The sequence below is a fragment of the Liquorilactobacillus uvarum DSM 19971 genome (assembly GCF_001434935.1).
In the GTDB taxonomy this organism is placed as follows: Bacteria; Bacillota; Bacilli; order Lactobacillales; family Lactobacillaceae; genus Liquorilactobacillus; species Liquorilactobacillus uvarum.
In genome coordinates this window covers 1-25,079 of record NZ_AZEG01000027.1, presented here as the reverse complement: position 1 = coordinate 25,079, position 25,079 = coordinate 1, and the positions used below count along the sequence as shown (strand labels likewise).

21 protein-coding genes, 1 tRNA gene and 1 other annotated feature are annotated in these 25,079 nt (G+C 37.1%); of the genes, 20 read left to right on the top strand and 2 right to left on the bottom strand.

Features of this window, described 5'->3' with window-relative positions:
* Window positions 1-200: 200 nt before the first annotated feature.
* From FD20_RS10230 to FD20_RS10185, 10 genes are all read left to right on the top strand, one after another.
* The gene (locus FD20_RS10230; protein WP_057738311.1) at window positions 201-1,250 is read left to right on the top strand and encodes an aspartate-semialdehyde dehydrogenase; all 1,050 of its coding nucleotides are present in this window, start codon (window positions 201-203) and stop codon (window positions 1,248-1,250) included.
* 14 nt (window positions 1,251-1,264) lie between these two features.
* Window positions 1,265-2,137 (top strand): 4-hydroxy-tetrahydrodipicolinate synthase, encoded by an 873-nt coding sequence (gene dapA, locus FD20_RS10225; RefSeq protein ID WP_057738309.1) that lies wholly within the window; start codon window positions 1,265-1,267, stop codon window positions 2,135-2,137.
* 15 nt (window positions 2,138-2,152) lie between these two features.
* Window positions 2,153-3,865: a ribonuclease J gene (locus tag FD20_RS10220; RefSeq protein ID WP_057738307.1), complete on the top strand. Its 1,713-nt coding sequence runs from the start codon at window positions 2,153-2,155 to the stop codon at window positions 3,863-3,865.
* A gap of 168 nt (window positions 3,866-4,033) precedes the next feature.
* A complete protein-coding gene (locus tag FD20_RS10215; protein ID WP_057738305.1) occupies window positions 4,034-4,936 on the top strand; it encodes a hypothetical protein in 903 nt (300 codons plus the stop codon).
* Window positions 4,937-5,145: 209 nt separating this feature from the next.
* Window positions 5,146-6,333 (top strand): elongation factor Tu, encoded by a 1,188-nt coding sequence (tuf, locus tag FD20_RS10210; protein ID WP_057738303.1) that lies wholly within the window; start codon window positions 5,146-5,148, stop codon window positions 6,331-6,333.
* A 444-nt stretch (window positions 6,334-6,777) separates the two neighbouring features.
* Complete coding sequence (tig, locus tag FD20_RS10205) at window positions 6,778-8,094, top strand: trigger factor (protein ID WP_057738301.1); 1,317 nt, start codon at window positions 6,778-6,780, stop codon at window positions 8,092-8,094.
* Window positions 8,095-8,274: 180 nt separating this feature from the next.
* Window positions 8,275-9,522 (top strand): ATP-dependent Clp protease ATP-binding subunit ClpX, encoded by a 1,248-nt coding sequence (gene clpX, locus FD20_RS10200; protein WP_057738313.1) that lies wholly within the window; start codon window positions 8,275-8,277, stop codon window positions 9,520-9,522.
* Between the two features lie 163 nt (window positions 9,523-9,685).
* Window positions 9,686-11,107: an NADP-dependent phosphogluconate dehydrogenase gene (gene gndA, locus FD20_RS10195; protein WP_057738299.1), complete on the top strand. Its 1,422-nt coding sequence runs from the start codon at window positions 9,686-9,688 to the stop codon at window positions 11,105-11,107.
* Window positions 11,108-11,338: 231 nt separating this feature from the next.
* On the top strand, window positions 11,339-12,025 hold the full coding sequence (locus tag FD20_RS10190) for a response regulator transcription factor (protein ID WP_034986724.1): 687 nt from the start codon (window positions 11,339-11,341) through the stop codon (window positions 12,023-12,025).
* 11 nt (window positions 12,026-12,036) lie between these two features.
* On the top strand, window positions 12,037-13,563 hold the full coding sequence (locus tag FD20_RS10185) for a HAMP domain-containing sensor histidine kinase (RefSeq protein ID WP_420864743.1): 1,527 nt from the start codon (window positions 12,037-12,039) through the stop codon (window positions 13,561-13,563).
* 113 nt (window positions 13,564-13,676) lie between these two features.
* Here the strand turns inward: FD20_RS10185 and yidC are convergent, their stop codons facing one another.
* Together yidC and FD20_RS10175 are read right to left on the bottom strand one after the other, a co-directional pair.
* Window positions 13,677-14,600: a membrane protein insertase YidC gene (gene yidC / locus FD20_RS10180; protein ID WP_057738295.1), complete on the bottom strand. Its 924-nt coding sequence runs from the start codon at window positions 14,598-14,600 to the stop codon at window positions 13,677-13,679.
* A 144-nt stretch (window positions 14,601-14,744) separates the two neighbouring features.
* The gene (locus FD20_RS10175) at window positions 14,745-15,017 is read right to left on the bottom strand and encodes an acylphosphatase (RefSeq protein WP_057738293.1); all 273 of its coding nucleotides are present in this window, start codon (window positions 15,015-15,017) and stop codon (window positions 14,745-14,747) included.
* A gap of 117 nt (window positions 15,018-15,134) precedes the next feature.
* Between FD20_RS10175 and FD20_RS10170 the strand changes: the two genes are divergently transcribed.
* The 10 genes from FD20_RS10170 (at window position 15,135) to FD20_RS10125 (ending at window position 24,527) form a co-directional block, all read left to right on the top strand.
* Complete coding sequence (locus FD20_RS10170) at window positions 15,135-15,905, top strand: TrmH family RNA methyltransferase (RefSeq protein ID WP_057738291.1); 771 nt, start codon at window positions 15,135-15,137, stop codon at window positions 15,903-15,905.
* Between the two features lie 101 nt (window positions 15,906-16,006).
* Window positions 16,007-16,507 (top strand): HD domain-containing protein, encoded by a 501-nt coding sequence (locus FD20_RS10165; protein WP_057738289.1) that lies wholly within the window; start codon window positions 16,007-16,009, stop codon window positions 16,505-16,507.
* Window positions 16,508-16,605: 98 nt separating this feature from the next.
* Window positions 16,606-16,941 carry a winged helix-turn-helix transcriptional regulator gene (locus tag FD20_RS10160; RefSeq protein WP_057738288.1) on the top strand — a complete coding sequence of 112 codons (336 nt, stop codon included), beginning with the start codon at window positions 16,606-16,608 and terminating at the stop codon, window positions 16,939-16,941.
* 45 nt (window positions 16,942-16,986) lie between these two features.
* Window positions 16,987-17,221, top strand: a binding site (T-box leader).
* Between the two features lie 77 nt (window positions 17,222-17,298).
* On the top strand, window positions 17,299-18,345 hold the full coding sequence (gene pheS / locus FD20_RS10155; RefSeq protein ID WP_057738286.1) for a phenylalanine--tRNA ligase subunit alpha: 1,047 nt from the start codon (window positions 17,299-17,301) through the stop codon (window positions 18,343-18,345).
* Window positions 18,346-18,357: 12 nt separating this feature from the next.
* Window positions 18,358-20,769, top strand: coding sequence for a phenylalanine--tRNA ligase subunit beta (gene pheT / locus FD20_RS10150; protein ID WP_057738284.1), 2,412 nt, complete (start codon window positions 18,358-18,360; stop codon window positions 20,767-20,769).
* A gap of 135 nt (window positions 20,770-20,904) precedes the next feature.
* Window positions 20,905-22,050: an endolytic transglycosylase MltG gene (gene mltG / locus FD20_RS10145; RefSeq protein WP_057738282.1), complete on the top strand. Its 1,146-nt coding sequence runs from the start codon at window positions 20,905-20,907 to the stop codon at window positions 22,048-22,050.
* 67 nt (window positions 22,051-22,117) lie between these two features.
* Window positions 22,118-22,762: a uridine kinase gene (udk, locus tag FD20_RS10140; protein WP_057738280.1), complete on the top strand. Its 645-nt coding sequence runs from the start codon at window positions 22,118-22,120 to the stop codon at window positions 22,760-22,762.
* Between the two features lie 88 nt (window positions 22,763-22,850).
* Window positions 22,851-23,327 (top strand): transcription elongation factor GreA, encoded by a 477-nt coding sequence (greA, locus tag FD20_RS10135; RefSeq protein ID WP_057738278.1) that lies wholly within the window; start codon window positions 22,851-22,853, stop codon window positions 23,325-23,327.
* A 303-nt stretch (window positions 23,328-23,630) separates the two neighbouring features.
* Window positions 23,631-24,383, top strand: coding sequence for a nitroreductase family protein (locus tag FD20_RS10130; protein ID WP_057738275.1), 753 nt, complete (start codon window positions 23,631-23,633; stop codon window positions 24,381-24,383).
* A 56-nt stretch (window positions 24,384-24,439) separates the two neighbouring features.
* A tRNA-Ser gene (locus FD20_RS10125) sits at window positions 24,440-24,527 on the top strand.
* Window positions 24,528-25,079: the final 552 nt, after the last annotated feature.

The following is a 25,079-nucleotide window of genomic DNA, read 5'->3' as shown; positions in this document are numbered from 1 at the left end:
TCAAAGAACGATTTTCACTAATCTCTTTTGTTTTGAAGGACTTATGGCACGGCCCCATTTTTTTATAGTAAATAAGTTAAAATAAGATGTTCATTCTAATTGAAATGCAATTTTTTGAACTGTTGGTTCTAAAACGCCCCAATGAAGGTGTTAAATGTGGTATAATTATGTTTCAATAAAGTGAGAAGAAGGTTTTCAATATGAACGGATATCGTGTCGCCGTTGTTGGCGCAACAGGTGCAGTTGGTACACGCATGATTGAGATGCTGGAACAATCAAGCCTGCCGATTGCTAATGTAAAGTATCTAGCATCAAAACGCTCTGCGGGAAAAATTCTTAAGTTTAAAGAACAAGAAATAACTGTTGAAGAATTGGTACCTGAATCATTCGAAGAAATCGATTTAGCATTATTTTCAGCTGGTGGCGGTGTTTCTAAAAAGTTTGCACCAGAAGCTGTCAAAAGAGGCGCTGTTGTTGTTGATAATACAAGTGCGTTTAGAATGGATCCAGAAGTGCCACTAGTCGTTCCAGAAGTTAATGAAAATGCGCTCTATCAGCATAAAGGATTGATTGCTAATCCTAATTGTTCTACGATTCAAATGGTTGTTGCACTCGAACCTATTCGTAAAGCCTTCGGTCTAAAAAAAGTAATCGTTACAACGTTGCAGGCTGTTTCAGGTGCGGGAAATCGGGCCATCAAGGAGCTGCATGACGAAACGGAAGCAGTTTTGAATGGTGAAGCTTACGAACCGCAGATTCTTCCAGTTGCTGGTGATAAGAAACATTATCAGATTGCATTCAATCCTTTAGCACAAATTGATGTATTCGAAGATGACGGTTATACTCATGAAGAGTGGAAGATGATCCACGAAACAAAGAAAATAATGGAAGATGAGAATATCCAAGTAACTGCAACTTGTGTGCGTGTTCCAGTTGCCGTTGCACATTCTGAATCGGTTTGGTTTGAATTAGAAAAAAATGGTGCCACGGTTTCAAAACTGCATGACCTTTTAAAAAGAGCCCCTGGGGTCGTTTTGGAGGATGATCCGGAGAACCAGATTTATCCTCAAGCGGTAAACGCAGAAGGGAAAAAAGAGACTTTTGTTGGGCGTGTTCGTCCCGATCAGGAACAGTCCAATGCTTTTCATTTGTACTGTGTTTCGGATAATTTGTTAAAAGGTGCTGCTTGGAATTCGGTACAAATAGCGGAAAGATTGCATGCTTTGGATTTATTGCGTGTACCAAAATAAAGTGAGGGTTAAAAATGGATTTGAAAAAAGCTGAGATTATCACGGCTATGGTTACACCCTTTGCGGAGGATGGTGCCGTTAGCTATTCACGTCTTGAGAAGTTAATTAATTATTTATTGGAAAACGGCAGCCAAGGAATTTTGGTTTCTGGAACAACTGGGGAAACTCCGACTTTGACAGAAGCGGAAAAATTGGCTTTAATAGCTGAAACAGTTAAACTAGCAAAAAACAGAGTCCCAATAATTGCAGGAACTGGTTCTAATTCCACGAGTGCCACAATTGAGTTCACGAATAAGGTTGCAAAAATAAAGGGAGTTGATGCAGCGCTTGTGGTAGTGCCTTACTATAATAAGCCTGATCAGGCTGGGATGATAGCTCATTTTACTGCAGTGGCTGATAAAAGCGAGCTGCCTTTGTTTATCTATAACATTCCTGGGCGCACAGGTGTTACGATGGAGGTAGAGACAATTGCTAAGCTTGCAAAAAATCCCAATATTATCGGGCTTAAAGATTGTACGGGAAATGTAAATCTAGCCCGAATCGTATCTGAGACACCTGATGACTTTTTAGTTTATACTGGAGAGGATGCAGATGCATTGGCTGCTAAGACGCTTGGGGCACAGGGTGTTATATCTGTTGCTGCACATTTATATGGAAATGAGATAAATGAAATGTACAGGGCGGTTGATGATGGTCAATATAAAAAGGCTGGAGCTTTGATGTGTGACTTGACTCCCAAAATGGTCGCTGTCTTTTCAGCGCCTTCTCCTAGCCCTGTTAAAGCAGCTTTAAATTACAAGGGAATTGAAGTTGGTAAATGCCGTTTGCCAATTCTGCCATTAAGCGAGAGCAGGACAGAAGAATTAGTGAAAAAACTAGGTATTTAAAAGAGAGGTGAAAGAATGAGTAAAATAAAAATCATTCCACTTGGCGGAGTACGAGAAAATGCAAAAAATATGTACGCCGTTGAGGTGAATGATGAAATCTACGTTTTAGATTGCGGGTTAAAATATCCTGAAAATGAATTATTAGGAATTGATATTGTAATACCCGATTTTGGTTATTTGCGTGAAAACGCAAATAAAATAGTTGGGGTGTTTTTAACACACGGACATGCGGATGCAATTGGTGCATTACCTTATTTTCTTAGTGAGTTTGATGTGCCGGTTTTTGGTACTGAAATGACAATTGCCTTGGCAAAAATAAGTGTCCGAAATGATCCTAAAGTAGCCAAATTTGATGATTTCCATGTTATTAATGATCAAACCGAAATAGATTTCAATGATGCAACAGTTTCTGCCTTTAAAACAACACATTCTATCCCAGAATCGATTGGGATTGTTATTAAGACAGATAAGGGTAGTATTGTTTATACAGGAGATTTTAAATTTGATCAAACAGCGGCTAAAGGCTATCGGACTGACTTAGCTCGTCTAGCTGAAATTGGTAGTCGTGGAGTTTTGGCGTTGATGAGCGATTCAGCTAATGCTGAAAATCCTAAAGAAACAGTAAATGAGAGCAAGATATTTGAATTCATCAGTGATAATTTTGAATATCGCAATGGGCGTATTATTGTTGCATGTGTTGCATCAAACATATTGCGAATCCAACAAATTTTTGATGCAGCGGCAAAAAATGGACGTAAAGTTGCTTTAACAGGACACGACATCGAAGAAATTGTGGATACTGCACTTGATTTAGGAAAATTACATCTGCCGACAGAGGATTTATTGATTTCGATTAAAGATGTTGATAAATATTCAGATGAAAAGCTGGTCATTTTAGAAACAGGTCGTTCAGGTGAACCATTAAAATCTCTGCAGAAAATGGCGACCAAAAAGCACCATGAAGTTGCATTACATGAGGGAGATTTGGTGTTCATTACAACAACTCCATCACATGCAATGGAAACAGTCGTTGCTAAAACAAGAGATATGATTTATCGTGCAGGTGCGGATGTCAAAGCTATTTCGGATGAGCTTAATTCTTCTGGTCATGCTAGCCGCAATGATCTTCAATTGATGATGAATTTGCTTAAACCAGAGTATGTTATCCCGGTTCAAGGCGAATACAGGTTATTGGCTGCTAATGCTGAATGGGCACGTGAGTTGGGAATTACTAAAGATCATATTTTTATTACTTCAAAAGGTGATATTTTGGAATATGATCATGATAAATTACTGCTGGCGTCATCGTTTGAAGTTGGAAATACACTGATTGATGGAAGCGGTGTTGGCGATATAGGCAATATTGTATTGCGTGACCGTAAAATTCTATCTGAAGATGGTGTTTTCATTGCAGTTGTTACGATTGATAGGCGTAAGAAAAAAATTGTTGAGACACCTAAGATTACCTCACGTGGTTTTGTATATGTAAAAACAAGCCATGACTTGATGACTGAAAGTGCAGAACTTGTTTCAAAGGCAGTTCAACAGAATCTTGATAACAAGGAGTTTGACTGGGGACATTTGAAACAAGATGTTCGTGAACAGTTAAATCATTTTCTATATGAGCATACTAAGCGGCATCCGGTCATCTTACCTGTGATTATGGAAATTAATCAGCATCGTCATTTTAACAAGAAAAAAAAGAAACCGACTGTTGATAAGGATTAGTTTTGTTCTCATTGATAAAAGAGCAGCAAAATAATTTTGAATATAGCTAAAAGTATATTGTGATAGTAAGCAATCAGAGGAATATGGCTTTGATGACTTATGGAAACTAGCAGTAAATTAAGGGTTAGGGCAAAAATGTCCCAACCTTTTTTGTTGAGGAGGGTTAGTGTGGAGAAAGATTACTCATTATTGTTTGAACGAGGAGTGACAGCACTTAGTAATAACGCATACGGGCAAGCCTGTGAGCTGTTAACAGAATGTTATATCAATAAGAAAAGTTTTCGCAGCAATTTCTTGCTTACAACTGCATTGGCCAAACATGGTGATTATGAAACAGCTGGAAATTTAGCTGAAGAATATCTCTCTGAATATATAAGAAATAACGATTATTTTGAAAAATATATTATAATTAATGCTAAAGCGGGACACTTTATACATTTAAAGAAAATTCTTATTTCAATAGATGATTATTTAAGCGAAGCAGAAAGAAAAAGTTTTATGGCATTAATTGCAGCAGAAGAAAGAAGTTATTTAATAGAGAAGAACAGCTTGATTGATGTTTTGAGAAAAAAGATTATGCATTGCGGACAAAATGGTGCACTTGAACAGAGAGTAATCTTTAAAAAAGCTTATCTTTTGCCTAGCAAAATTTTTTTTCAAGTTGGGGAGTATCTTCTTAATGATCCTGATATTCATTCATTAATAAAAGCGAATATTCTTGATGATTTTAGAGTACTGCAGGTGATGAATGAAGTTTCGTTTTATTTTATTGATCAGGGAAAATACACATTAGTGCCTGGAAAATTACATGAATTGGAAAATACAGCTATTTATAATTATTTTCAAACAAAAATTTTTAGTGATAAAAATCAGGTCTTGCAGACTGAATACTGGCGTGAAGTCAGATTAAAGTTAATTTTGCTTTATCCATACGAACAGGAGTTAGTCCAACCAACAAAACTGTGGTTGCATGCACTTTTAATGGATGATCCCTCGCTACAATTTCCATGTCAAATCAAGAAGTGGGCTGAACTACTTGAGAACGAGCTTTCAACGTGGCAAATAAATTAATATTACTCATTTTTAAGACAATTTCTTTTTTTCAAACTTAAGTATTTACAAATAGTTCTTTCGTCTATATAATAGCTTAAGGATTCTTCTTTACGGGATAACTAAAACTTGGTATTTCCGTTCGGAAGTAGTATAATAAAATTTAAAGGATTATCAGCAATTGTTTTTGTTGCGGATTTTTCTTGCAAAAATACAGGAGGTTCGTATTAATGGCAAAAGAACATTATGAAAGAACAAAACCCCATGTAAATATTGGTACAATTGGCCATGTTGATCATGGGAAAACAACTTTAACAGCTGCTATTACAAAAGTTTTAGCAGCCAAAGGATTAGCAAAGGCTGAAGATTATGCTTCAATCGATGCTGCTCCAGAGGAACGTGAACGTGGTATTACAATCAACACTGCTCACGTTGAATATGAGACAGAAAAACGTCATTATGCACATATTGATGCTCCAGGGCATGCTGATTACGTTAAAAATATGATTACTGGTGCTGCTCAGATGGATGGTGCTATCTTAGTTGTTGCTGCAACCGATGGTCCTATGCCACAAACACGTGAACATATCTTACTTGCTCGCCAGGTTGGTGTTGATTACATTGTTGTATTCTTAAACAAGTGTGACTTGGTTGATGATGAAGAATTATTAGACTTAGTTGAAATGGAAGTTCGTGAATTATTAAGCGAATATGATTTCCCTGGTGATGATATTCCAGTTATCCGTGGTTCTGCTTTGAAAGCTCTTGAAGGCGATGCAGATGCAGAAGCTAAAATCCAAGAATTAATGGATACAGTTGATGAATATATTCCAACGCCAGAACGTCCTACTGACAAACCATTCTTGATGCCTGTTGAAGATGTCTTCACAATCACTGGACGTGGTACAGTTGCTTCTGGACGTATTGATCGTGGTACAGTTAAAGTCGGTGACGAAATTGAAATTGTTGGTTTGAGAGACGATGTCTTGAAGACAACTATCACTGGGTTGGAAATGTTCCGCAAGACACTTGATCTTGGTGAAGCTGGGGATAACGTTGGTGCGTTGTTACGTGGTGTTAACCGTGAGCAAGTTGAACGTGGACAAGTTCTTGCTGCACCTGGTTCAATTCAAACACATAAGAAGTTCAAGGGTGAAGTTTATATCTTGACTAAAGAAGAAGGTGGACGTCATACTCCATTCTTCTCAAACTATCGTCCTCAATTCTACTTCCATACAACTGATGTTACTGGTGTTATCGAATTGCCAGAAGGCGTAGAAATGGTTATGCCTGGTGATAACGTAACATTTACAGTTGAATTGATTGCTCCAGTTGCTATTGAAAAAGGTCTTAAATTCACTGTTCGTGAAGGTGGCCGTACCGTTGGTGCTGGTGTTGTCTCAGAAATTGACGACTAATTTTACTTTAAAAGTTCGGAATTTTCCGAACTTTTTTTGTATTTATAATTTTGGTAATTCGTTATCAAGAGAAATTATAGAAAGAACTTACTCGCGCTTGTAGCGGGTTTTTTTAGTTTTAAAACAGGTAGTAATTGATGCAAGTATGAATATGGCGGACATTGTAACTGGATTTTAAATGGTGCTGCAAAGCTTAGACATTGAAATTTAAACTAAGTTTTTGCTGTTGTTTGGAATAAAACGGTTTATGTAGGTCAGCTTTTCTTGCGGATATGAGTAAATTGTCGAGGCATAAATGTTAAAATATACGTAACATGTGCTAATTTGGCGGGTTTTTGCTTTTTTTAGCAAGAATTATTTACAATTTGCTTCAACTACGGTAAACTAGCTTAGTATGCAATTAGTAAATAAATTGTACAAATTTTTTCGCTCGGAGGGAAAATAATGTCTACAAAATGGGAAAAACAAGGTGCAAACACTGGAAAGTTAACCTTTGAAATTACACCTGATAAAATAAAAGAAGGCTTAGATGCCGCTTTTAAACGTGTTAAGAAAAATCTAAATGTTCCAGGATTCAGAAAGGGTAAAGTTCCTCGTCAAATTTTCAATAGAATGTATGGCGAAGAATCACTTTACCAAGATGCTTTAAACATCTTATTGCCAGATGCATATTCAGCAGCTGTGCAAGAAACAAAAATTAAACCAGTTGATCAGCCTAAGGTTGATGTTGAGAGTTTAGAAAAAGACAAAAACTGGGTTTTAACTGCCGAAGTAACTGTTGAACCTGAAGTTGAACTTGGTGAGTATAAAGGCTTGGAAGTAACACCTCATCCAACACGTGTTCTTGTAGCTGATATTGAAGCTGAACTTGAGAAGAAACGTCAGGAACAAGCTGAATTAGTCTTAAAAGAAGACGAACCAGCTAAAAAGGGTGATACTACTATCATTGATTTTGAAGGTAAAATCGATGGTGAACCATTTGAAGGTGGAAAGGCTGAGAACCATTCACTTGAATTAGGTTCTAATTCATTTATTCCTGGTTTTGAGGATCAATTGATTGGTCACAAAGCTGGTGATAAAGTAGCTGTTAAGGTTACTTTCCCAGAAGATTACCAAGCTGAGGATTTAAGAAACAAAGAGGCAGTCTTTGACGTTACAGTTCATGAAGTTAAAGAAAAGCAACTTCCAGAATTGGATGATGATTTTGCTAAAGATGTTGATGAAGAAGTCGACACACTTGAAGAATTAAAGGCAAAGATTAAAGACGAGCTTAAAGAAAAGAAGGTTGCAGATGCTAAGGCTGCAATTCAAGATGAAGCAATTGATCAAGCTGTTGAAAATGCTAAAATTGGCGAGATTCCTGATGCAATGATCGAAGATGATATTCATCGTCAAATGGATCAGTATTTGGCAGGAATGCAACAACAAGGCATTAATGCAGAAACATACTATAAGCTGACAGGAACAACTGAAGCTGACTTGCATAAACAGTTTGAAAAGGATGCTGAAAAACGCGTTAAAACAAACTTAGTGCTTGAAGCAATTGTTGCAACTGAGGATGTTAACGTTAGTGATGAAGATATCGATGCTGAAATTAAGAAATTAGCTGAGCAGTACAATATGGAACAAGATGCTGTTCGTTCAGCTTTGAGTAACGATATGTTGAAGCATGATATTGCTATCCGCAAAGTTGTTGATGAAATAGCTGATTCTGCAAAGCAGACTCGTGAAAAAAAGACAACGGAAGACGGAAACAAATAAATAGTTAATCAGGTTTATATTTGATATCTAATCACGTTGGACTTTTTACAGCCAACGTGATTCTTTGTTTCTTGGCTTTTCTTTATTTGTTAATCCAATGTATTATAGAACTAACTGTTAGCCTTTAGAATGTTAGTTTGTTAGAATGTAAGAATAAAGATGGTATTAAGGGGGATAAAGATATTTGAAAATACGGATAAAAATGGACCGGTCGTATGCTCATTTTGTGGCAAATCTCAAGATCAAGTTAAAAAAATTGTTGCAGGCCCTGGAGTATATATCTGTAATGAGTGTATTGACTTGTGCAAAGAAATAATTGATGAAGAATTCAGAGAACAGGCATCGGAAGAACTCTTAAGTGTGCCTAAACCACGCGAAATTGTTGATATATTGAATCAGTATGTGATTGGTCAGGAGCAAGCGAAAAAGACATTAGCAGTTGCAGTATATAATCATTACAAACGTGTCAACGCCGCATTGGAAGAGAGCACGGATGATACAGAGCTACAGAAGAGTAATATTTGTTTAGTTGGACCAACGGGTTCAGGTAAGACATTTCTTGCTCAAAGTTTAGCTAAAATATTGCGTGTTCCTTTTGCAATTGCAGATGCAACGACACTGACAGAGGCCGGATATGTTGGTGAAGATGTAGAAAACATACTCTTGAAATTATTACAGAATGCTGATTTTGACGTTGAACGTGCTGAACGCGGAATTATCTATATTGATGAAATTGATAAAATAGCAAAGAAAAGTGAAAATGTTTCGATAACACGTGATGTTTCTGGCGAAGGTGTTCAGCAGGCACTTTTAAAGATTTTAGAGGGAACAGTTGCAAGCGTTCCTCCTCAAGGGGGACGAAAGCATCCACAGCAGGAGCTCATTCAGATTGATACAACGAATATTTTGTTTATCGTCGGAGGAGCTTTTGATGGAATTGAAACAATGGTTAAAAATCGTTTGGGTGATAAGGCAATTGGTTTTGGTGTAGACACTAAACAATCTTATGACGAAAACAAAAGTTTGATGCAGCAGATAATCCCTGAGGATCTCTTAAAATTTGGACTGATTCCTGAGTTTATAGGTCGTCTTCCAATTTTGACTGCACTTGAAAAATTAGATGAAGATGACTTGGTTCGCATTTTAACGGAGCCTAAAAATGCTTTAGTTAAACAGTATTCCAAGCTTTTGGAATTGGATGATGTCGGTTTGAATTTTGAACCCAGTGCCTTGAAGGAAGTTGCACGTCTTGCTATCGAACGTAACACAGGAGCGCGTGGGCTGCGCTCAATCATTGAAAATACCATGCGAGACGTCATGTATGAAATTCCTAGTCGTGACGACATAAAAAAAGTTGTTGTCAATAAAAGTAGTGTTGACGGCAATCGTTTGCCTAAATTAGTTGTAGATGATAAAAAGGCTTCTTAAGCATAGTTGTTGCCAAGCCAAGAATTTTGAAGTTCTTGGCTTTTTGCTTGAAATAAATTCCAGTGAATTTTGTTTTATCGCGACAATTTGCTAATGCTGCTTTAATTTTGTTCTTGTTTTTGGTAACATTAGGAAGTAAATGAATAATGTAGGAGGTTTGATCATGGATAAGCCGCAAATTGGTGTGATCGGTATGGCTGTTATGGGTAAGAACCTTGCTCTTAATATTGAAAGTCGTGGTTACACTGTTGCTTTATATAATAGAACAGGTTCAAAAACAGAAAAGGTGGTCGCTGATCATCCCGAAAAACATCTGGTTCCGAGTTATTCGATTAAAGAATTTGTAAATTCTTTAGAGACTCCTCGCCGAATAATCATAATGGTCAAGGCTGGAGCACCAACTGATGGAATGATCAAGCAGTTACTCCCTCATTTAACAAAGGGGGATGTTCTGATCGATGGAGGGAACACCTTCTTTGAAGATACAGTTCGTCGTAATGCTGAGCTTGACCAATCTGGAATCAATTTCATCGGTATGGGTGTCTCTGGTGGTGAAAAAGGAGCTCTTGAAGGGCCATCATTAATGCCTGGTGGACAAAAGGCTGCTTATGATTTAGTTGCTCCTATCTTAGAGAAAATTTCAGCTAAAGCTGAAGATGGCACACCATGTGTTACCTACATTGGACCGGATGGTGCGGGACATTATGTTAAAATGGTGCATAATGGAATTGAATATGGTGATATGGAGTTAATATCAGAAAGTTATAACTTATTGCGTAATGTTTTGAAGTTAGATGTTGAAGAGATTGCGGCAATTTTTGAAGAATGGAACAGGGGTGAATTAGACAGTTACTTAATGTCGATTACTGCTGATATTCTTACTCGTAAGGATGATGAAGGAACTGGTAAACCAGTTGTTGATGTCATTTTAGATCGTGCTGGCAATAAAGGTACTGGGAAATGGAGTTCTCAAAGTGCACTTGAGTTGGGTGTGCCACAATCATTAATTACTGAGTCTGTGTATGCACGCTATATTTCAGCTTTGAAGAGTGAGCGTGTGGCAGCTAGCAAAGTTCTCAGTGGTCCGAACCTAAGTGAATTGAATATCGATAAAAAAGAGTTTGTTGAAAAGATACGACGAGCTTTGTATTTCAGTAAAATAATGAGTTATGCGCAGGGATTTGAACAGTTGCGTGTTGCTTCAGAGCACTATAGCTGGAACCTTAAGTATGGTGATTTAGCTATGATTTGGCGTGAAGGTTGTATCATCAGGGCACAATTTTTACAGAAGATTACTGATGCGTTTAACAGCGATCAGGCATTGAATAATCTGATGCTTGATCCATATTTTAAGGATATTACTGATAATTATCAAGCCGCTGTTCGAGATGTTGCTGCTCTTGCAATTAAAGCAGGGGTTGCTGTACCTGGATTTACTGCAGCTATTACTTACTTTGATCAATATCGTTCTGAAGTTTTACCAGCAAATATAATTCAAGCTCAACGAGATTATTTTGGGGCACATACTTATGAACGTACTGATAAAGAAGGCACATATCACTATGAGTGGTATCATGAAGAGTAAATAATTTTTGTTATTCTGGGTGTCTATTTAAACGAAAGAGCAATGGATCAAAAGGATTCATTGTTTTTTTTAAGGTCTAGATTAGGCAAAAGCCATCAAAAACAAAAAAATTTAATTAAGATAACGAATATTTTTATTTTTTGTGTTAAATTAAGCATAGGTGATATTAAATAGTGATTAATAAGGATTTGGATATTTTAAAATAAACAGAAAGTCATAGGAGTGTACACAATGAGTCGAATTTTAATAATAGAAGATGAAAAGAATCTAGCTCGATTTGTCGAGCTTGAATTACAACATGAGGGGTATGAAACTCAAGTTCATTATAATGGACGTACGGGCCTTGAGGCTGCCTTGGAACAGGATTGGGATGCAATCCTACTAGATCTGATGCTGCCAGTTCTAAATGGCTTGGAGGTATGTCGTCGAGTCCGTCAGACAAAGAATACGCCGATTATTATGATGACAGCACGTGATTCAGTTATTGATCGGGTATCTGGTCTTGATCATGGTGCTGATGATTATATTGTCAAACCGTTTGCGATTGAAGAATTGTTAGCACGTTTGCGCGCCCTTTTAAGAAGAATTGATATTGAAAGCGAACAAAATGCTTCTAAACAAACAAAAGTTACTTATCGTGATCTGACAATTGAAAAGGAAAACAGAGTTGTTCGTCGCGGAGATGAGATAATTGAATTGACTAAACGCGAATATGAATTACTACTTGCCTTGATGGAAAATGTGAATGTTGTTTTAGCACGTGACGTTCTTTTGAAAAAAGTTTGGGGTTATGAATCACAAATCGAAACTAATGTCGTTGATGTTTATATCAGATACTTGCGTAATAAGATTGATAGACCTGACGAAGAAAGTTATATTCAGACAGTTCGTGGAACCGGGTATGTGATGCGTTCGTGATGAAAAGCAAGGTGAAAAAAGCACAGAATAAAAAACATGCATACAGGTTTTCGTTAAAAATGAAATGGTCAATTGGAACTGGAATCGGTGTTTTGTTGATTTTTGCTGTTTTTGCGGCCTTGTTGTATCAAAGCTTTTCGAATATTTTATTGAAACAAGAGAAACAATATGTAACAGATGCAGTTAGTGTTGTATCCGGGCGTTTAAGTCGAAGAGATGATGAATTGACAAGGAGTATGGTTAAGCCTTTGCTCAGTTCTAATTTCAATTCAGTTGAAGACAGAGAAGAAAACTCTTCTAGTCTATATTCTGATTCACTTTTTGTTACTCTTTCGCGTAAGAATATTGGTGTTAGTGTATATAATTTAAGTGGGAAAATGCTTTTTGCTTCACGTAGAGTTCCAGTTAAATTTACGCGCGCAGGTTCATCTGAGAAAATTCAAAAGGTCGGCGAGACTAATGTTTTTGTTCAACGTAGTGCGATTTATTCGAAGGATAATCACAAACTTCGAGGATATATCCAAGTTACTAATCGCTTGGTCGAATATGATGCTGCACGTAACAAGCTGCTTTTGATTTTTCTTGTGTTTGGATTAACAGCTGTGCTAGCTAGTTCACTTTTGGGATATGTTTTGTCCCTGTGGTTGCTACGGCCAATTGGTGACATCAATAAGACGATCGATAAAATTAACGAAGCAGAAGATGGAGATCCGGTGGCAAATATCCGTGTTCCTGCACTGCGCTACAATGATGAGCTTTCAAATTTAGGCAATTTATTCAATAACATGCTTGACCAAATGCAGCGTTATATTGAGCAGCAGCAACAGTTTGTTGAGGATGTTTCGCACGAGCTACGAACTCCAGTTGCAATAATACAAGGTCATCTTGAATTGTTGAATCGCTGGGGAAAAGATGATCCAGAAGTACTGTCTGAGTCAATTTCTGCCTCATTGCAGGAAATAAATAGGATGAAGAGCTTGGTTCAGGAAATGCTTGATCTGTCTCGAGCTGAACAGGTTGAAATTCATTTTGGCAAAGAAATTACAGATGCGCGGGAAGTGGTACTGCAAGTCTTTAACAACTTTAAGATGATCAAACCGGATTTTGCTTTTGTCCTTGATGATGATTTGAATGAATCGACAGCAGTTCGAATGTATCGTAACCATTTGGAACAGGTTTTAATTATTCTGTTGGACAATGCTGTGAAATATTCAACTAAACGCGAAGAAATTCATTTGTCTGTTGCAAAAAATGCAAGATATGTGGATATTGCAGTTCAGGACTTTGGTGAGGGTATCTCTCAAGAAAATATCAAACGTGTATTCAATCGCTTCTACCGTGTTGATAAGGCTCGTAGTCGCGACAAGGGTGGCAATGGACTTGGTTTATCCATTGCACAACGCTTGATTGAGGGCTATCATGGAAAACTAACGGTTGAAAGTGTTCTTGGACAAGGTTCAGTTTTTAGAATCTCGTTGCCGATAGTTCAAAAGAGCAATGATAGTGATGAAAAAGCCAAGGAAAATGAAGTCAGGTAAAAAAATTAGATTAAAATAATAGCAGGATATTCATTAGATTCGAATATCCTGCTATTATTTTTTTAATAAATTTTAGTTCTAGTTACTGAAGATCAAGAAGGAGTACTTAGCATTTAACTTCGATTTTGCTTACCGGCGTTTCGTTTTCGATTACTATTGTGATTAACTGTTTTACTATGTTTTTGTGTATCCTCAACAACCTTTTTGGAAACTGGTGCAGGTGATACGGTTACCTTTTTTGGAGGATTCTTTTTCATTTGTGCTTGTATTTCAGCACGTATTTTTGGACGCATCAAATTGATAAGGACAGTTTGTACACATGCAAAAATTCCACCGATGAAGAAGTAAAGGCCTAAGCCAGCAGGTGAAATAATTGTCATAAATGTAATCATAATTGGACTGATTAACATCATCGACTGCATTTGCTTCTTCTGTTCCTTAGGTATTCCGATTGTTGAAAGGTAACCTTGAAGTGCATAAACAATAAATGAAAGAACTGTAAATACAAAACTGGTTTTTCCTAGGTTGATACCCATAAAATAGGAACGCGAAAGTTCTGGAGAATACTGGATAGCAGCATACAATGCTGCAAAAATTGGCATCTGAATTAATAAGGGAAGACAGCCGATACCACCAGTCATGGAAATGCCGTTATCACGATAAATTTGCATCATTTCCTGACTAACTGCTGCCTTTTCTTCTTGTGTTTTTGCATCTTTTTGTCGCTTTTGAATGTCAGCCATCTGTGGTTTGACTGAAGCCATCTTTTCCTGCTGAATCGTTGCATTTTTTGATTGTTTGAGCATGACAGGAAGTAATGCCATTCGTACGATGAACGTGATGACAATAATGGCCCATCCATAACTGCCGCCAAGATGACTTGATAACCAAACAAGCAAATGTTGTCCTGGTATTGCTAAATGATCATAAATCAGACCATAAGGTTTGCCGCTTTTTGTTCTTTGAACACAGCCGCTAAGAAGCAAAGTAACTGTTAGAAATGCTGGTATCAAAGTTAACTGTTTTAATTTTTTCATCATTCATACCCTTTCAAATAAACTACGTTTATAACTATACTGTATTAGTCCCCCTTTTTCAATCAACTCATAGAATTGGCAGATAGTAAGAGTCGCTTTTGTGAAAAAAGTTTAAAAGTATTATGATGGACTGCTTTTTATTGTTTAGTAAGTAATCTGAAAACTCGAATAATCAATTGGCGGTATTTTAGTAATAACTAATTTTTCAACTTTGCCGCTAGGCGTAGGGGAGGTTTTGATTTTTTCAATAAAGGTCTCCAATTCAGAAAGTTTACCTTGTGCCTCGATATAGACGGAACCATCTGGTTCGTTGCGTACGATACCTGAAATTTCAAGCTGATCTGCTACCATCTTGGTACAGTATCTGAAACCAACGCCTTGTACGCGGCCATACACGTGTAATTTTACAGCTTGCATAATAATAATCCTCCTAACTTGTGATTTGAACAATCTTATTATATATTCAGTATAAACGAACAGACGAATAATATGCTATACTTATAGCCTTAGTTGAAAATGTGGAAGAGGAAGAAAATGAAAGTAATTCGGTCGGCACAAAACAAACAGGTCAAGGAATGGAAAAAACTTGCTACTAAAAAAGGAAGACAGAAACAAAAAGCTTATCTTTTAGATGGTTGGCACTTAGTGAAAGAAGCTTTTATGGCAGACATAAATATAAAACTTCTGCTTATGACAGAAAGTTTTAAATATATTGATGAAATTGAAGCTATGAACAAGAATAAATATGAAATCATTGTTATTTCAGAAGAAGTTGCGAATCATTTAAGCGAAACTCCGAGTCCGCAAGGTATTTTTGCGGTTATTTCCTTAGAAAATACTCATGATGATGAGACTTTTCTCCAAGGAGCGTGGTTAATGTTAGATTCAGTTCAGGATCCTGGTAATATTGGAACCATGGTGAGGACGGCAGATGCTGCTGGATTTTCAGGTGTAATATTTGGAGATGGGACAGCGGATGTTTTTCAACCCAAAGTTGTTAGGGCAATGCAAGGCAGCCAGTTCCATATCAAAGTGCTCACAGGTTCATTAAATAAGTGGATTCAGCAAATGCATACACAGCATGTGCCTGTTTTCGGAACTGAGTTGAATCCAGACGCCAAGCCATATGATACAGTCGGAAAATTCCGTGATTTTGCTGTTGTTATGGGAAATGAGGGGAATGGCATGCATGAAGAACTTTTAAAGTCTACAACTCACAATCTCTATATTCCTATAAAAGGTCATGCAGAATCATTAAATGTTGCAGTTGCTGCTGGAATACTGATGTTTCAGCTTAAAGCTTAAATTTTAAGTTTATCTAAATGAAGCAAAGTTATAGTTCATTTGGATTGCAAATTATTTAAAATCAGTTATTATGTACTTAGAATAATAAAAAGGGGAATTGCATGAAGACGAATGAGTGGCGTAAAGATTCCGAATATATGAGTTATGTCGGCGAATTGCTTGAAAAACCTGCAGTTCAAAAACTTGCGGATTTTAAGCAGCATTATTTTTCTAATCGACTCGAACATTCGATTTCTGTCTCTTATGATAGTTATCGGATTGCTAAGAGAATGCATCTTAATGCTAGAGCGACTGCGCGTGCTGGATTGTTGCATGATCTGTTTTATTATGATTGGCGTACCACTAAATTCAGTTCTGGGACGCATGCATGGATTCATCCTCGAATTGCGGTACGTAATGCAGAAAAGATTACAACATTATCAAAATTAGAAAAAGATATTATTATTAAACATATGTGGGGAGCAACAATCGTGCCTCCTCGTTATTTGGAGGGTTACATTGTAACTTTCGTTGATAAGTATGAAGCAACATCTGAAGTGAGTGTTCCGCTGCTTGAACGTTACGAGTCTAGGCTTAAACATGGTTTGGGACTCATTAAATAAGCGGCTTTTTGAAAAGATCTGCAGACTGTGAATTGTGGATCTTTTTTTGTATAACAATCAATTAGTTAATTCAAGGACTTTAAAGTGGAGGTGATTTGATGTTAAAAACAGCCAACAATTATGAGCAGTGTCCTTTTTTTGAGAAAACATTCAGCATTTTGGGTCGCAAATGGAACGGACTCATCATTGATGTTTTACTAACCGAGGGACCGCAGCGTTTTAAAGATCTAGCAATTAAAGTTCAAAAATGCAGTGACAGAGTACTTGTTGAACGACTAAAAGAATTAGAAGAAGCTGGTCTGGTACAGAAGACTTCATTGGAAGACAGTTGCCGCTTTTGTTACCAATTAACAGATCGAGGCGAGGATTTGAGGAGTATTATGCGAAACTTACATCATTGGTCTAAAAAATGGTATGACATAGAAGATTGTTAGTGAGCCTTGACGAATGCTTGATTCGAGTTTAGAATAGTGAATTAGTAAAAGACGAAGACGGAAAAGAGTACAGTTGATATTGACGTATTCAAGAGAAGAACACAATGGCTGCGAGTGTTCTATGAGATATCACTCGAATTTCACTTCCTGAGTTGCCACTGGGATTCGCAAGATGAATAGTGTGCCGGTTGTTTCGTGACCGTTAACATGTTAAGTGTCAGTGTGATTAAATCTTTTTTGCACTGGAACAAGGGTGGTACCGCGAGGCCTCGTCCCTTTTTGGGGGATGAGGCTTTTTTTGTACTCATTTACTTCTGACCGTCAATATCTGTTTTGAAATGAAAGGAATGAAACATTTTGGGGTTAAAGGATAAGTTAACTGAACTTAAGAGAAATGCGCTTGAAGAAATCAATGATGCTAAAGATTTAAAGAAAATTAATGATATTCGTGTTAATTTATTAGGGAAAAAGGGACCAATTACAGAAGTTTTGCGTGGAATGCGAGATTTGCCAAAAGAAGAGCGTCCCAACGTGGGTAGTTTTGCAAATAAAGTTCGCGATGAGCTTTCGAATGCTATTTCTGAAAGAAAAGAACGTATCGAGATTATTAAAACTTCAAAACGATTAGAAGAAGAGAAGCTTGATGTTACTTTGCCGGGAGTACCCGTTAAAATTGGGCAGCCACATATTATTATGCAGGTTATTGATCAAATCGAAAAACTCTTTTTAGGAATGGGATATCAAGTCGTAGATGGACCTGAAGTTGAGGAAGATCATTATAATTTTGAAATGATGAACTTGCCGAAAGATCATCCAGCACGTGATATGCAGGATACTTTTTATATTACCGATAAGTTTTTGATGAGAACACAAACCTCACCTGTCCAAGCAAGAACGATGGAGAAGCATGACTTTTCCAAAGGTTCGCTAAAAATGATTTCTCCAGGCAAGGTTTATCGCCGCGATACCGACGATGCTACACATTCACATCAATTTCATCAAATCGAAGGACTTGTGATTGATAAAAGTATTACGATGGCAGATTTAAAAGGAACTTTACAGCTTATCGCTAGAACAGTTTTTGGAAAAGAACGCGAAATTCGCTTGCGGCCTAGTTATTTTCCATTTACGGAACCATCTGTTGAAGTTGATGTTTCCTGTTTTAAGTGTGGTGGAGATGGTTGCTCTGTCTGCAAGCAAACTGGTTGGATCGAAGTTTTAGGTGCAGGGATGGTACACCCAAATGTTCTTAAAATGTCGGGTATTGACGCTGATATTTATGGTGGGTTTGCTTTCGGGTTAGGTCCTGACCGCTTTGCAATGCTGAAATACGGTGTTGATGATATTCGCGAATTTTATTTGAATGACATGCGTTTTCTAAAACAATTTTCACAGAGAGGGTAGGATAGATTAAATATGAAAATTTCAACAAAGTGGTTAAGTGACTATGTGAATATCGATGTTGAACCTCAAGTTCTTGCTGAAAAGATTGAAAGGACAGCAGTTGAAGTTGATGAAGTATATCGTCTTGAAAAAGGTTTGAAAAAAATTGTTGTTGGCGAGACACTGAAGGTCGAAAAACATCCAGATTCAGATCATTTGCGTATTTGTCAAGTGAACGTCGGCGAAGATGAACCTTTACAGATTATTTGTGGAGCTCCCAATATCGCGGCACATAAAAAAGTGATTGTCGCTCTTCCTAATTCACGTATTGCAGGCAACGTTAAGATAAAACGCGGAAAAATGCGGGGTGAGGTTTCAGAAGGAATGATCTGTGCACTTCAGGAAATCGGTTTTGTCGAAAGTGTTGTTCCAAAAAAATTTGTTGATGGAATATATTTTTTGCCAGAAGATGCAGAACCAGGAGCTCCGGTTTATTCATATTTAGGAATGGACGAAGACATCATTGATCTTGATGTGACGCCGAATCGTGCGGATATGTTGAGTATGCGTGGGACAGCTTATGAACTAGCCGCAATATACGATAAGAAAGTTACATTGCCCCGTTTGGAGATTAAAGAAAGTAAGAATGACAATATTGAAAATTATCTAGAAATTGCAGCAGATTCTAAATTAGCTTCAACATATCTGATGCGTATAATTAAGAATGTGACAATTGGAGAAAGCCCAATGTGGTTGCAAAAGCGTCTTTGGAACGCTGGTATTCGTCCGCTAAATAATGTCGTTGATGTAACTAATTATATTTTGATGGATTATGGTCAACCAATGCATTCTTTTGATTATGGAAAAATTAGTGAAAAAAAGATAATTGTACGACTCGCTCAACCAGGTGAAGTATTGACAACAATTGATGAGAAGGAACGTAAATTAAATTCTCATGATATTGTAATAGCTGATGGGAAAGGCCCAATTGCATTAGCTGGGACAATGGGTGGACAAGCCACGGGTGTTGATAATGGAACAACGACAGTTGCACTTGAGGCAGCGGTCTTTAATTCATCATTAGTCCGTAAGACAGCTAGAAGGCACAATCTTCACAGTGAAGCCTCAATGCGCTTTGAACGTGGAATAAATCGTGCAACAGTTGTTGAAGCTTTGAATACAGCTGCACAATTAATTGCCGACTTGGGAAATGGTGAAATTGTGTCTGGAATTGCAGAAGGAACAAAAGAAGAAGCAGTTCCCGTTGAAGTTTCTGTTTCACTTGATAAAATCAACAAGGTTCTTGGTACGAGTTTAGCGTCTACAGATGTTGAAGATATCTTTAAACGCCTAGGTTTCGGCGTGGATGTTTCGAATGCGGTCTTCAATGTTTCGGTTCCCCCGCGTCGCTGGGATATTAGCATTGCAGCTGATTTAATAGAAGAAGTTGCACGTATTTATGGCTACGATAAACTACCAGCAACATTACCAAAGGGTGAATTAACACCAGGAAACTATAATCATTCACAAAAAATGATTCGAGCAGCCCGTCAATTGCTTGAAGCTGCTGGGTTGACACAAGCTATTTCTTATGGGTTAACGACAGCTGAAAAAGCCGGTCGTTTCTTGATGCAACCTTCTGAGACAACTCAGCTTAATTTTCCCATGAGTTCAGATCGCACAACTGCCAGAATGAATTTAGTAAGTGGCCTTTTAGATGATGTAGCATATAATGTTGCGCGAAAAGTTGATGATGTAGCTCTATATGAACAGGGCAGGGTCTTTTATAGGAAGGCAGGTACTGTTCGACCAATTGAGGTAGAACACATTGCAGGGGTTATGACAGGCCTGTTTAAAACAGCAACATGGCATGAACCAAAGGTACCAGTCGATTTCTTTTTAACTAAAGGGATTGTTGAGCATATGCTGCATGCATTAGGAATAACCGAAAATATTAGCTATATCCAAGCTGATGGGCATGAAGAAATGCATCCTGGGAGAACTGCGGACATTTACGTTGACGATGAATTTTTAGGTTTTGTTGGGGAAATCCATCCGAACCTATGTAAGGAATATCATATTGATCGTACTTATGTTTTTGAATTGGATTTGCAAAAAATAATTGATATGGATAAACAAGTAAAAAGTTATATTCCGGTCTCAAAATATCCGGCTATCACACGTGATGTTGCAATGGCTGTAGATAAGGATGTTAAAAATAGCGATATTATAGATTGTATTGAGAAAAATAGTGGTAACAATCTGGCCAAAGTTGAACTATTTGATGTCTATGAAGGCGAGCATATCGCAGCTAACCTCAGATCTTTAGCATATAAGTTGACTTATCAAAATAAAGAAGCAACTTTATTAGATGAAGAAGTAACTAAAGATTTCGATAAAGTAATCGATAAATTAAAAGAAGAATTTAATGCTAAGATTCGCTAATAGTTTAATGAAAAAGTACTATCTCTTTAGCTTTTTAGGAATATAATGATTTCATTGCTTTTCTATTATTATTAATGCAAAATAAAAAAATTTTTTGTATAATAGGAAAAGCAGTTTTAAGAACGGAGGGATAATTTGGATAACCAGAAAGATGAAAACACTGACAAGAAAAATAATAATGATAACAAGCCAAAACAAACAAAGTTTGCACGCCAAATAGTTATAGGTGTTGTGCTTGTTATCGTACTATTGGTCATTACAGTTGGTGTAATTGGTTATCGCTATGTAAATAGGGGCTTACAGCCGTTAAATTCAAAAAGCGATGAAAGAATAGAGATCAAGGTACCAATCGGAAGCACAACGAAGCAGATTGGTAGTATTCTTGAAGAGAAAAAAGTGATCAAGAGTGGTTTCGTTTTTGACTACTATGTTAAAACTAAAAAGTATGGTCAATTCAAGGCCGGTTATTATGAATTGAAACCTTCGATGACTCTTAAGCAAATTTCGAAAAAGCTTCAAAAGGGCGGTAGCAACGAATCACGTTATTCGGGTAAAGTGTTGATTCGTGAGGGTGTGACAGCTGATTCAATTGGTGATGTTGTTCAAGCGAACACCCGTTTTTCTAAAAAGGATTTTCTTGCATTGTTGAATGATCAAGATTTTGTCAATAAACTTAAGAATACGTATCCGGACTTGCTATCTTCAGCAGTAAATGCGAAAAATGTCCGCTATAAGTTAGAAGGCTATTTATATCCTGCTACTTATTATGCTGGTAAAAATGTTTCTTTGAAGGAACTTGTTACGAAGATGGTTGCAAAAACAAATTCAGTAATGACACCATATTATAACGAAGCAAAGAAGCGAGACATGTCGGTTCAAGAGGTAATGACACTGGCTTCTTTAGTTGAACGCGAAGGGGTGACTGAAAAAGACCGTTATCGCATTGCAGGTGTTTTTGAAAACCGTTTAGATAAAAAGATGATGATCCAATCAGATATTTCTGTTCTTTATGCATTAGGAAAACATAAGAAAAATGTAACTTACAAAGACTTGAAGGTCGATTCGCCATATAATTTGTATCTTCATCAAGGTGTTGGTCCAGGACCGTTCAACAATCCAAGTCTAACTTCGATTAAAGCGGTTTTGAATCCGACTGATAGAGATAAAGGGTACTTGTATTTTATTGCTAATATGAAGACTGGAAAAGTTTATTATTCTAAAACATATGAACAGCATCAGGCTTTAACAAGTAAGTTAGCAAAGGAAAATAATGCAAAATAGGATCTTAAAAGTGTATTTTTTATTGTAAAATCTTAATGATGGCGATTATAAGGAGTATTTTGTGAAGATGAAACAAGCAACTAGGCGACGTCCAGTGATTATCGGTGTGACAGGCGGTTCCGGCAGCGGAAAAACTACAGTTAGCCGTGCTATTTTTAATCAACTTCAAGGCTATTCATTGATGATGCTACAGGAAGATTCATATTATAATGATCAATCTGAGATGTCACTTGAGGAGCGCGCTCAAGTTAATTATGATCATCCAGATGCTTTCGATACGGATTTATTGCTAAACCAGCTGCAGAGTTTGTTAGAGTGGAAATCAGTTTCAATACCTGTCTATGACTACAAGACACTCACACGCAGTGATAAAGTACTTAAGCAGGAACCGCGTGAGGTAATTATTGTTGAAGGAATTCTAGTATTGCATGATCCACGATTGCGGGCTTTGATGGATATCAAAGTTTTTGTCGATACTGATGATGATATACGAATCATTCGTCGAATTAAGCGCGACATCAAAGAACGCGGTCGGTCTTTGCAGTGGATTATTGATCAGTATCTGAAGACAGTTAAACCAATGTATCATCAATTTGTTGAACCAACTAAACGATATGCAGACATAATTGTTCCAGAAGGCGGAAAAAATCAGGTTGCTATCGATTTATTAACAACTAAGGCCAGAGATGTACTTCGAAGCAATCATGGTTAGTGATAGGCCTTAAGGGATTATTTTTCCTATATTGTTTTGATTGTGATAGGCTTTAAACGTAATTAATATTATAAGAGGTGTTTTGTTAATGGCAGAAGAAAAAAAATATCCAATGACCCTTGAGGGAAAAAAGAAATTAGAAGAAGAATTAGAAACTTTAAAAACGTCAAAACGTGCTGAAATCATTGAACGAATTAAAATAGCACGTGGCTTTGGGGATTTATCCGAAAATTCAGAATATGAGTCCGCTAAAGATGAACAATCATTTGTTGAAGGTCGAATCAAAACAATTGAACAAATGATAAACCATGCTGAAATTATTGATAATGGAGATGTTGATGCCGACGAAATTGCGGTCGGTAAGACAATCACTTTCAAAGAGCTTCCAGATGAAGAACCGGAAACTTATACAATAGTTGGAGCCGCTGAAGCTGACCCATTCTCCGGTAAGATTTCAAATGAATCACCGATCGCAAAAGGATTAGTTGGATGTAAGCTAGGGCAAGAAGTTTCGATTCCAACGCCTGGTGGCAACATGAAGGTTAAAATATTAGAAGTTAAGTAGTAAGCAGCAAATAAAGAATGATTGAATAGCAGATACAAGAAAAGTGTCTTCATAGACCTCATGACGAGGGAATGAAGCCATTTTTTGATAGCAAGTAAATTTATCTTATGGTAAAATTTTTGTAATTTCACCATAACAGCAAAAATATGGTTGCCTAAAAAAAAGTGGTAAGCGTATAATTCTTAGTGAATTATTGTTGTTTCCAAGTCAACCTTATTAAGACAGGAATAATGTGGAATCAAGTATTTCAAAATCATTTTAGGGAATCAAAATACTGCTAGAGTTTAGTTAGGAGGAAATTAATTGATTAAAAACCAGACAGTTAACAAGCAGATACAGCATCGGACGATTCGTGCTTTTAAAGATCATAATTTGACAGCAGATGAGCTGGAAACAATCAAGCAGGTCGCAAAACATACATCAACTAGTATGTTTACACAGCAATGCTCAATTTTACATATTACATCCGAGAGCAAGCGGGACAGAATCAGACAAATAACTGGGCAAAGTTATGTTGGAGCCAACGGAGATCTTTTTATTTTTATCGCGGATCTTTACCGTAATCAACAGATACGCCATCAATTGGGTAAAAATGATGGTCGTCTCCACAAAACTGATATGTTTATGCAGGCTGTTCAGGACACGGTTCTGAGCGTTCAGAATGTGGTCAATGCAGTCGAAAGTATGGGTTTAGGCGCCGTTATTTTAGGAAGTATCAATAATGATCCTTTCAAATTGCTTGAAGAACTGAAACTGCCAAAACTGACATATCCGATACTAGGGCTTCAAGTTGGTGAACCTAATCAAAAGCCTCAGATGAAGCCTCGTTTGCCATCTGAGTTTACTTTTTTTGAAAACACGTATAAGCAAGACATTGATGTGAAAAGGTTGCACGATTATGATCAGATCGTACAAACATATTATGACTTGCGTGATGCTAACCGTAGAATAGATTCATTTACAAACCAAATGGCCTCGCAAAAGCTTGATTTGCGTGAAACTAAACGAGACCGATTGCTGAGTGCTATCCGTTCACAGGGATTGTGTTTAGAGTGACACACAAAAGACCATTGCTTTTTTTACGATAAATTGGTATACTATTTATCGTTGTTGGAGAGTTGGCAGAGTGGTAATGCACCGGACTCGAAATCCGGCGAACCGGTTTATACCGGCGCGCAGGTTCAAATCCTGTACTCTCCTTATTTAGATGATTTAAGATGATTGGTTAACATGTAAAACGTTGATTTGATGGTATTCCTTAATTTGAAAAAACATAAAAAGTCATAAAAGAATGAAGTTTTTCACGCAAGAAAGCTACGTGAGTGTGCCTCAGTGTCTTGTTTGCTGCTGACGATGTCGAGACAGCATGAGATTGGTTCTCAAATATCTGATTATGGTTGTTATCTTTCAGTTGGTTAATGCAATCCAATATCTTATCATTTGAACGAATTGTCCTTTTGGATGATTCGTTTTTTGTATCTTTAAACTTTTTTGTTGTTCTGTTCTAAGACTTATTGATGGTCATTGTTTTAAATTTAAAGTTTAGACTTTTCCAAGTTAGGGTTTGTATCTCATTTAATCTAGCACCTGAATAGATCGCAAACATTATCATATACTTAGAGGTGGAGTTATCATTAAGCGTGGTATGCAAATAAATATCTAGCTTTACTGTTTCTACGATATTAAGAAAATCAATTTGCTCCTATGTCAATAAATGGCACATCTTTTTCTAAACACTCGTTCTAATTCTGT

Excerpts from the sequence above, each read along its gene's own strand:
- tuf (WP_057738303.1), top strand. The coding sequence starts at position 5,146 with ATGGCAAAAGAACATTATGAAAGAACAAAACCCCATGTAAATATTGGT.
- yidC (WP_057738295.1), bottom strand. The coding sequence starts at position 14,600 with ATGAAAAAATTAAAACAGTTAACTTTGATACCAGCATTTCTAACAGTT.
- FD20_RS10190 (WP_034986724.1), top strand. The coding sequence starts at position 11,339 with ATGAGTCGAATTTTAATAATAGAAGATGAAAAGAATCTAGCTCGATTT.
- tig (WP_057738301.1), top strand. The coding sequence starts at position 6,778 with ATGTCTACAAAATGGGAAAAACAAGGTGCAAACACTGGAAAGTTAACC.
- FD20_RS10165 (WP_057738289.1), top strand. The coding sequence starts at position 16,007 with ATGAAGACGAATGAGTGGCGTAAAGATTCCGAATATATGAGTTATGTC.
- FD20_RS10160 (WP_057738288.1), top strand. The coding sequence starts at position 16,606 with ATGTTAAAAACAGCCAACAATTATGAGCAGTGTCCTTTTTTTGAGAAA.
- pheT (WP_057738284.1), top strand. The coding sequence starts at position 18,358 with ATGAAAATTTCAACAAAGTGGTTAAGTGACTATGTGAATATCGATGTT.
- FD20_RS10230 (WP_057738311.1), top strand. The coding sequence starts at position 201 with ATGAACGGATATCGTGTCGCCGTTGTTGGCGCAACAGGTGCAGTTGGT.
- FD20_RS10220 (WP_057738307.1), top strand. The coding sequence starts at position 2,153 with ATGAGTAAAATAAAAATCATTCCACTTGGCGGAGTACGAGAAAATGCA.
- greA (WP_057738278.1), top strand. The coding sequence starts at position 22,851 with ATGGCAGAAGAAAAAAAATATCCAATGACCCTTGAGGGAAAAAAGAAA.
- dapA (WP_057738309.1), top strand. The coding sequence starts at position 1,265 with ATGGATTTGAAAAAAGCTGAGATTATCACGGCTATGGTTACACCCTTT.
- gndA (WP_057738299.1), top strand. The coding sequence starts at position 9,686 with ATGGATAAGCCGCAAATTGGTGTGATCGGTATGGCTGTTATGGGTAAG.
- FD20_RS10170 (WP_057738291.1), top strand. The coding sequence starts at position 15,135 with ATGAAAGTAATTCGGTCGGCACAAAACAAACAGGTCAAGGAATGGAAA.
- FD20_RS10175 (WP_057738293.1), bottom strand. The coding sequence starts at position 15,017 with ATGCAAGCTGTAAAATTACACGTGTATGGCCGCGTACAAGGCGTTGGT.
- udk (WP_057738280.1), top strand. The coding sequence starts at position 22,118 with ATGAAACAAGCAACTAGGCGACGTCCAGTGATTATCGGTGTGACAGGC.